A 7,567-nucleotide genomic window follows, 5' to 3' on the forward strand; every position below is an offset into this window, starting at 1 on the left:
CAGCCCTGGATCGGATGGGGCGCCCAAGCAGGGTGGCCACTCTCGGGGGCGTTTGCCGCGTTGCGCTCCTGAGGAGTGCCCGAGGCGATCAACGCCGCGTTGTCCGGTTCCGTTAGGATGATTTTGGTGTCTGGCCGTTCTTTACGCAGGACACGCGAAACACCCGAAACCGTTCCGCCAGTGCCGTACCCCGTGACGAAATAATCAAGCCGCTCGCCTTCGAAATCGCCAATAATCTCGCGTCCTGTGGTCGTTTCGTGGATGTCGGCGTTGTCGGCGGTCTCGAACTGACCGGCAAGGAACCAGTCATTTTTCTCGGCCAGTTCAACTGCCTTCTTATACATGCCAACGGCTTTTTCGGCCCGTGGTGTCAGAACAACTTTAGCACCCAGAAAACGCATCAGGCGGCGGCGCTCGATGGAAAAGCTGTCGGCCATGATAATCACTAGCGGATATCCCTTGGCCGCACAAACCATCGCAAGGCCGATACCTGTGTTGCCTGACGTAGCCTCGACAACTGTCTGACCCGGCTTCAGGCGCCCGTCTTGTTCAGCCGCTTCAATGATCGAAAGCGCCAGACGGTCTTTTACAGAAGCCGCAGGGTTAAAGGCCTCGAACTTGACGTAAATCGTGACGTTCTTGGGCGCGATCCGGTTGATGCGGATAACGGGCGTGTCGCCGACAGTATCCACGATCGAATTGTAGCGGCGGCCGCGGCCGTTGGTCTGCCTGGTTGCCATGAGATGATCCCCCTTGCTGGCGTGTCGTTCACCGCCAAAACTGACGGCCAATTCGCGAAGGCGCAAGGGGAAGGTCTCGGAAAGGTGGGATAGCTCGTGTTTGAAGGCCTGATGCGAATCGCTATCCCGGGCATTGGCTATTGCCCGGGACAGCCGTTAAGTATCTGATCCATGCTCAATGCGGGTTGATCACATCCGGCTTCTCCAACGATTTTCGCCGGCACACCAGCAACCGTTTTGCACGGTGGAACCTCTTCCAAAACAACCGAACCTGCCGCGATGCGCGAGCAGGACCCAACGGTGATATTGCCCAGAACATGCGCGCCAGCCCCGATAAGAACGCCATTGCCGATCTTGGGGTGACGGTCATCATCCTCTTTGCCCGTTCCGCCAAGCGTGACGGAATGGAGCATCGAAACATTGTCGCCGACCACGGCGGTTTCACCAATGACGATGGAATGCGCGTGGTCGATCATCAGACCCTTGCCGATGATGGCTGCGGGGTGAATGTCGACGCCAAATACCTCACTGACGCGGGCCTGGATGAAATACGCAATGTCCCGGCGCCCTTGTTCCCAAAGCCAATGCCCAACTCGGTAGGCTTGCACGGCCTGGAATCCTTTGAAGTAAAGGAGCGGCTGCATCAGGCTGTGGCAGGCGGCGTCACGCTCGAAAATCGCAACAAGGTCCGCGCGCGCAGCCTCGCCTAATGCCGGAGCCGTCTCATAGGCTTCGTCAGCGATCTCGCGCAGGATTTGCGCCGACATCTCAGTCGACGACAGCTTCATGGCGAGGCGGTAACTTAGAGCACGCTCAAGCGAGGCGTGGTGCAGAATGCTTGAATGGACAAGACCACCAATCAGTGGCTCTTTCAGGACAGCAGCGCGCGCTTCCTGCGCAATCTGGTCCCAGACAGGATCAAGTTTTCGGGGTTTACGCTGTAGCTCGGCCATGACCAAATCCTTTTCACTGCCTCGCGGCACTTACAGCATATAGACATGCGCACGTAACCTGAAAAGGCATTTGAAACAAAATGCGAGGACAAGGATGGACCTGAGCGATGCGAGAAAGGTTCTGGAAACAGAACTCATGGCGCTTGAACGCGACGATGCACTTGGCGCTGACGACCAAAAAACGGTGACGCTGGACCAGCAATCGATCGGACGGCTCAGCCGAATGGACGCCATGCAGCGTCAGGCCATGGCGCAAGCCACCGCACGTCGACGCGCCGGGCGACGGCACCGAATCATCGCTGCTTTGAAACGCTTGGAAGAGAGAGAGTTTGGCCACTGCCAGGATTGCGGAGACGACATTGCAGCCGGTCGGATTGCGTTGGACCCGACCGTCAGTCTGTGTCTGTCCTGCGCAAATGGCTGACGCGGACGATGCCCGCGGCAGCAAAACGCACGGCAAGGCGAAACATGCCCGTGCCGTCAAAAATCGCCGCCGGTTGCGGTCAAAAGAAGGTCCGCCGCATAGTCCGGAAGCAGGGTTCCCGTAATCCCACGCGCTCAGGCGCCCGCTCGGACGCCGATCCCGCTGACATATCTGTTTGCCCTGCCCACCACGCCATTCTCAAAGCCGCTAGCTCCACCGATGTCCGAAATTTCTCCCCCTAGGCCGTACACCGTCATCGTTCTTGGTCGTCAGCGCCAACCACGCGTTAGCCGTCTGATCTGCCGTCACATAAAGCCACGAGAGCCGCGTCACGGGCGGCTCTCTCAGTATCGTCCACCGACCCGCACCCGAACCTGATAGGCCTCGGTCACCTCGCCCAATGGTGTATCGCTCAAATCCCAAGGATCGCCGTCAACGCGCGATTTCCGTTCCATGACACCGCAACATCGCCCGCCCCGGTGCGCGCCCACGACAAATGAGCCGGCTGATAGGGCCTCAGCCCGACACCCTTGGCCGCATGCTCAAGCGTTCGACACGCGGGGTGATCCACGGCCTTTGACACTGATCCAACCCGATAGACGCACGCAAAATCGCGCTGCACCGGCGAGATCGGCAGCTGCACGGCGCTTGTGTCCAGCACGACAAGCACCGATCCGACTGGCCAGACATCAGGAATGGCACCGTCCGTGCCGCGCTGACCGCGAAGAGAAACGGTCCTACAACCAATGCCCGCGCGCATAGTTCTCACCATCACTCCAAAGCGCCGAAGTCCCCGGAAAATGCGGAAAGAGCCGCATGTCACATGCCCAGACAAACATCCGATCGGGATTGACCATCTTGCCGGCATAAAGCGTGGCTTCCGGGTTGTCGTCCGGTTCTCTCCAGAACTCCGCCATGGCCCGCAGATATTGCATCTGAATAACCTAATCGCGCCCGCCGTTTGAATACTTTGGCAACGCGCCATCTGACGGCTTCCGATCAAGAAGTTTGTTGGGCTGATCGGTCGCTCTATCAATAGCCCAACAGCCGATTTCATCGATCCATGCCGCATCAAACTGCGGTCCTCGAAGGCCCTCGAAATCATGCGTAGAAAAAACCTGCGCGACCGCTTCGTTTGGCCAAACCAACCGACGCCTCGCAGCCTCCCCCAGACCGGCTTTCGATACTCAGGCGAACAAATAAGAATATCGTTTTCCCGAAGCACAATCACATCGCGCGCCTGATTCAAGGTCTCCCCAACTAAGGCCACGCGCTTCGAGCGCCAAGGCTGCAAAGGCTCCGAGCCTTCAACCTCGGCGCGGACCCCCAAGAATCAACCAAGTGCGCCAGTCACCCCCGAGCGGCAACTGATGCGGCAAGGCCCTCGCGACATCGCCAAGCAGGTTTACTCAGAAACGTCTTCTGGGCCTCAGGCGTCGCGATTGCGATCAAGCCTGCGCCCAAGGTCGTTGCGGATCGCGTCGAAATTATGGGGCTTTTTTGAAAAGACCCTGCCAGAAATCTGGAAACGTTTGTCATTCGTCAGAATCTCTTGGGATCACTGTCGCGCGGGTTTTTGCAAATATCACTCTGGCGCTTGGAGTATCGGTCTCGTCCAGCGGCTCTGCTGCGCGCATCTGTCCCGTTGCCGTAACGAACGCCACAAGCAAATCGCGCAGGATCCGCTCACTCTGCTAGAGAAGCCGACGCGATGCATCGGCTCCGGTCTGCCGGTGGGGTCATCGGTCATGACGGGGTCCTGTCTATTTGGGGAATGCAGCAGGCAGTTCTGGTTAAAACGCACAACGGGATATCCGCGAGCCGCGCTCTGCCACCTATCCTATCTTGCTTCTAGGTATACCCAAGATCGCGCAAAACGTTAACTCTAAGTTATTGATGTAATTATCATAATTCCGAAACGTGCAATTATCAAAAGGGTATTTTTGGTGCCCGGACGGATAAACTCCCAAGTAGTCAACGCGCTACTGGTTCACCCGCTCCGCTTCGATCTTGCGCCACTGCGCAACATTGGCGTTATGCTCGGCCAGCGTCACAGCAAACGCATGCCCGCCCGTCCCATCTGCTACAAAGAAAATGTAGTCCGTATCATCGGGATCAAGCGCCGCCTGAATGCTCGCAAGCCCCGGATTCGCAATCGGAGTCGGCGGCAACCCAGAAATCACATATGTATTCCACGGAGTTTCACGCCGCAGCTCGCTCTGCCGGATACCGCGCCCCAAAACTCCCTCACCTCGCGTGATCCCGTAAATCACCGTCGGGTCCGTCTGCAGCCGAATGCCCTGTCGCAACCGATTGGCAAACACGCTTGCCACAACGCCACGCTCGTCCGGCACGGATGTCTCTTTCTCAATGATCGAGGCCAGGATCAACGCCTCCTCAGGCGTGTCCACTGGCGCATCCTCAGCTCGGTTCTCCCAGGCTTCCGTCAACCGTATCGACTGAATAGCGACCATCGAATTCAGGAACTCCGCCCGATCCTGCCCCAGGCGCACCTCGTAACCATCCGGCGCCAACGTCCCCTCAGCCGGAACATCTGCAACCTCGCCCTCGAACAAATCAAACGCCCGGATCGCATCCACGACCTGCCAGCTGGTCACGCCTTCCGCGATCACCACGCGATACCGTGTTGCCACATCGTCCAATGCGCTCACATAAGACATGGGTCGCTCATCCGCCGCCGGATCAAACTCCGCCGTTATCTCAAACTCCTGCGTAGACGCATCCAACTCGCGCACCCGCACAGTCTTTGAATTCACCGAAATCCGGTAGATCACTTCCGTGCCACAGGTCGACACCCCATCGCCGGTGATCTCGTCCACAATCTGCGCCATCGACGCGCCCTCTTGAATAAGGAAAGACCCCGCCTTCAGATCATTGGCCTTCTCGGAATAGTCAGCCCCCAGCCGGTAAATCGTCGCGTTTGCAATCGCACCCTTCTCAGACAGACTCGACGCCACACGCCGCATATTGCTGCCCGGAGTAACTTGAAAACAAATCGCGTCGTTCAAAGGCCCAACGGCCTCATATTGCCGCTGCGCCCATGTAAGCCCGCCAAACGCCACGACAAGCGCAACAATCATCAATGTCAGAACATTGGACGCGAGATTGCGCCACATCAGACGTCAACCCGGCCCATAACCAGCGAAGCATTCGTGCCGCCAAACCCAAACGAGTTCGACAAAGCCACGTTGATCTTCCGCTCGCGTTTCGCATTCGGCGCCAAATCCAGCTTCGGCTCGACCGCCGGGTCATCCAGATTGATCGTCGGCGGCGCCACCTGATCGCGCATAGCAAGCACGCAGAAGATAGCCTCTACCGACCCCGCAGCCCCCAAAAGGTGACCAATCGACGATTTAGTCGACGACATCGTGGCCGCAGCCGCCGCATCGCCCATCACACGCTCAACCGCGCCAAGCTCAATAGTATCCGCCATCGTCGACGTGCCGTGAGCATTGATGTAATCAATATCCGCCCCCGAAAGCTTGGCCGAGCGCAAAGCCGCGCGCATAGCACGCTCCCCGCCCTCGCCAGTCTCGGAAGGTGCGGTGATGTGATACGCATCGCCCGACAAACCATAGCCCAAAATCTCGGCGTAAATCTTCGCCCCGCGTGCCTTCGCGTGCTCGTATTCTTCCAACACAACAATGCCCGCACCTTCGCCCATGACAAAACCGTCCCGATCCACATCATAGGGCCGCGACGCTTTGGTCGGATCATCGCCGCGCTTTGTCGAAAGCGCCTTACAAGCGTTAAACCCGGCGATGCCTATCTCGCAAATCGGGCTTTCGGCCCCACCGGCCACCATCACATCCGCGTCGTCCAGCATGATAAGACGTGCCGCATCGCCGATGGCGTGTGCCCCTGTAGAACAGGCCGTCACTACCGCATGGTTCGGCCCCTTAAAGCCAAACCGGATCGACACCTGCCCCGACACAAGATTTATTAGTGAACCCGGAATAAAGAACGGCGAGACCCGACGGGGGCCGCGTTCTTTCAGCAAGATCGCGGTCTCGGCAATCGACTGCAAACCACCGATGCCAGACCCAATCATGACACCGGTGCGCTCAAGGCTTTCGGTGTCCGTTGGCGCCCAACCAGAATCCGTCACAGCCTGAACCGCAGCGGCCATCCCGTAAATGATGAAATCGTCGACCTTACGCTGGTCTTTCGGCTCCATCCAGTCATCAGGATTGAACGTCCCGTCCGACCCATCGCCGCGCGGGATTTCGCACGCATATGTTGTGCCCAGGTGGCTCGCGTCAAAACGCGAAATCGGTCCCGCGCCAGACTGACCGTCAAGAATACGGCTCCACGTTTCCTCAACACCACATGCAAGTGGCGTTACCATTCCTAGTCCTGTGACGACGACCCGACGCATGCGTGTTCTCCGGTTCTCAATGCCATTGCAAAACTCATACACGGCGCGCGAAAGGCGCGCAATCAAGCCGCGCATCTACCCGCCAACATCAAAGACAAAGCCCGCGTTAAGACGAAAAACCCACCGCCCTAAACGGCAGGCCGTCGACCCCGCACCCTAAGATTGCCCCCATGCCATCGTTCCATCTAAAGCGTCTTCCCGCCACACTTCTGGTCAGCTATCTCGCAGGGGGCTCTGCGCTCGCTTGCGAGGCGGCGCGCGAACTTTCGGGATTTGGCAAGCTTTACGATCAGCTCCTGAAAACCCAAAGCCAAAGTTATTGGCAAACCAATTGCACCGCGCTTTCCGCAAATTTACACTCCACCGACGCAATTGCACTTGGCCGGGGCTTTGGGACCGAAGGCGCCTTGGCCGACATCACCCGCGTCTCTTGCCTGCTCTGCGAAGCCTTAGCCGTGTTAAATGCCGCATGGATCAACCGCGACAGCATACGTCCCGAACCGCTGAAAACCTGAACTACGTGGACCGACTTGTGGCCTCAACCGGCTGCGATATCGAGCCGATCAATGTGACGCAATCTGGCGATGATGCTGCCGAAACGTCGGCCAGTGACCGCGACGCGGTTGCGACAAAAGACAATCCGTCCAAGACTCGATTGGCACGCCCTGCGCTGGCATTGGCCATTTTTTTGCCGATCTTTGCAGGTGTCGGCACGGCCGGAGCCACCCAGTTTCTGCGTGGCCGCGCGCCTACGATCGGGCGCGCCAAACGCATGTTCAGACGCCCTGTGATCATTCCGGTCCTTGTATCTAAACAAAAAAACGCGCCCGAAATGGCCGGTGCGGTCGATATCTCACGAGGCGGCGTGAAGCTCTTATGGAAACGTAAGGCTCTTTTGGAGGAACGCCCCGTCTGTAGGCGCAGCTCTCGCCATTGGTTTTGGCGAGATTAATTGTGCAGCTCGGATAATCTGGTCGAATACCTATTTTGCAGGTGCCAAATTCGATAGCCTGCTGTCCCCGGAAGACCTGAACTCCGCCCTCAACCGAAA

At 58.1% G+C, this 7,567-nt stretch carries 8 protein-coding genes and 1 pseudogene; 3 read left to right on the forward strand and 6 right to left on the reverse strand.

Going from position 1 to position 7,567, the window contains the following annotated elements:
• On the reverse strand, window positions 1-740 hold a 740-nt coding region (locus AC221Y_RS17050; RefSeq protein ID WP_486707824.1), incomplete at its 3' end, for a PLP-dependent cysteine synthase family protein.
• 137 nt (window positions 741-877) lie between these two features.
• A complete protein-coding gene (gene cysE / locus AC221Y_RS17055) occupies window positions 878-1,693 on the reverse strand; it encodes a serine O-acetyltransferase (protein WP_299755890.1) in 816 nt (271 codons plus the stop codon).
• A gap of 94 nt (window positions 1,694-1,787) precedes the next feature.
• Here cysE and AC221Y_RS17060 point away from each other — a divergent pair, with 94 nt between their 5' ends.
• Window positions 1,788-2,117, forward strand: coding sequence for a TraR/DksA C4-type zinc finger protein (locus AC221Y_RS17060; RefSeq protein WP_486707825.1), 330 nt, complete (start codon window positions 1,788-1,790; stop codon window positions 2,115-2,117).
• A 412-nt stretch (window positions 2,118-2,529) separates the two neighbouring features.
• On the opposite strand, the gene AC221Y_RS17065 is transcribed toward AC221Y_RS17060, so the two are convergent.
• From AC221Y_RS17065 to fabF, 4 genes and pseudogenes are all read right to left on the reverse strand, one after another.
• Complete coding sequence (locus AC221Y_RS17065) at window positions 2,530-2,877, reverse strand: hypothetical protein (RefSeq protein ID WP_299753160.1); 348 nt, start codon at window positions 2,875-2,877, stop codon at window positions 2,530-2,532.
• Window positions 2,855-3,265, reverse strand: a pseudogene (locus tag AC221Y_RS17070) (baseplate megatron protein TIM-barrel domain-containing protein). The gene AC221Y_RS17065 and the pseudogene AC221Y_RS17070 overlap by 23 nt, the downstream one beginning before the upstream one ends.
• 834 nt (window positions 3,266-4,099) lie before the next feature.
• Window positions 4,100-5,254: an endolytic transglycosylase MltG gene (gene mltG / locus AC221Y_RS17075; protein ID WP_299753162.1), complete on the reverse strand. Its 1,155-nt coding sequence runs from the start codon at window positions 5,252-5,254 to the stop codon at window positions 4,100-4,102.
• Window positions 5,254-6,516: a beta-ketoacyl-ACP synthase II gene (gene fabF, locus AC221Y_RS17080; RefSeq protein ID WP_299753164.1), complete on the reverse strand. Its 1,263-nt coding sequence runs from the start codon at window positions 6,514-6,516 to the stop codon at window positions 5,254-5,256. The genes mltG and fabF overlap by 1 nt, the downstream gene beginning before the upstream one ends.
• A 170-nt stretch (window positions 6,517-6,686) precedes the next feature.
• On the opposite strand from fabF, the gene AC221Y_RS17085 reads away from it, so the two are divergent.
• Entirely contained in the window at window positions 6,687-7,031 is a 345-nt protein-coding gene (locus AC221Y_RS17085) for a hypothetical protein (protein WP_486707826.1), read from the forward strand.
• Window positions 6,986-7,468, forward strand: a complete 483-nt coding sequence (locus tag AC221Y_RS17090; protein ID WP_486707827.1) for a hypothetical protein — start codon at window positions 6,986-6,988, stop codon at window positions 7,466-7,468. Before AC221Y_RS17085 ends, AC221Y_RS17090 begins: the two co-directional genes overlap by 46 nt.
• The last annotated feature ends 99 nt before the right edge of the window (window positions 7,469-7,567 follow it).

The sequence above is a fragment of the Boseongicola sp. genome (genome assembly GCF_057460485.1).

Bases quoted from the DNA above. Each gene is read 5' to 3' on its own strand.
- cysE (WP_299755890.1), bottom strand. From the start codon at position 1,693: ATGGCCGAGCTACAGCGTAAACCCCGAAAACTTGATCCTGTCTGGGAC.
- AC221Y_RS17060 (WP_486707825.1), top strand. From the start codon at position 1,788: ATGGACCTGAGCGATGCGAGAAAGGTTCTGGAAACAGAACTCATGGCG.
- AC221Y_RS17065 (WP_299753160.1), bottom strand. From the start codon at position 2,877: ATGCGCGCGGGCATTGGTTGTAGGACCGTTTCTCTTCGCGGTCAGCGC.
- mltG (WP_299753162.1), bottom strand. From the start codon at position 5,254: ATGTGGCGCAATCTCGCGTCCAATGTTCTGACATTGATGATTGTTGCG.
- fabF (WP_299753164.1), bottom strand. From the start codon at position 6,516: ATGCGTCGGGTCGTCGTCACAGGACTAGGAATGGTAACGCCACTTGCA.
- AC221Y_RS17085 (WP_486707826.1), top strand. From the start codon at position 6,687: ATGCCATCGTTCCATCTAAAGCGTCTTCCCGCCACACTTCTGGTCAGC.
- AC221Y_RS17090 (WP_486707827.1), top strand. From the start codon at position 6,986: ATGGATCAACCGCGACAGCATACGTCCCGAACCGCTGAAAACCTGAAC.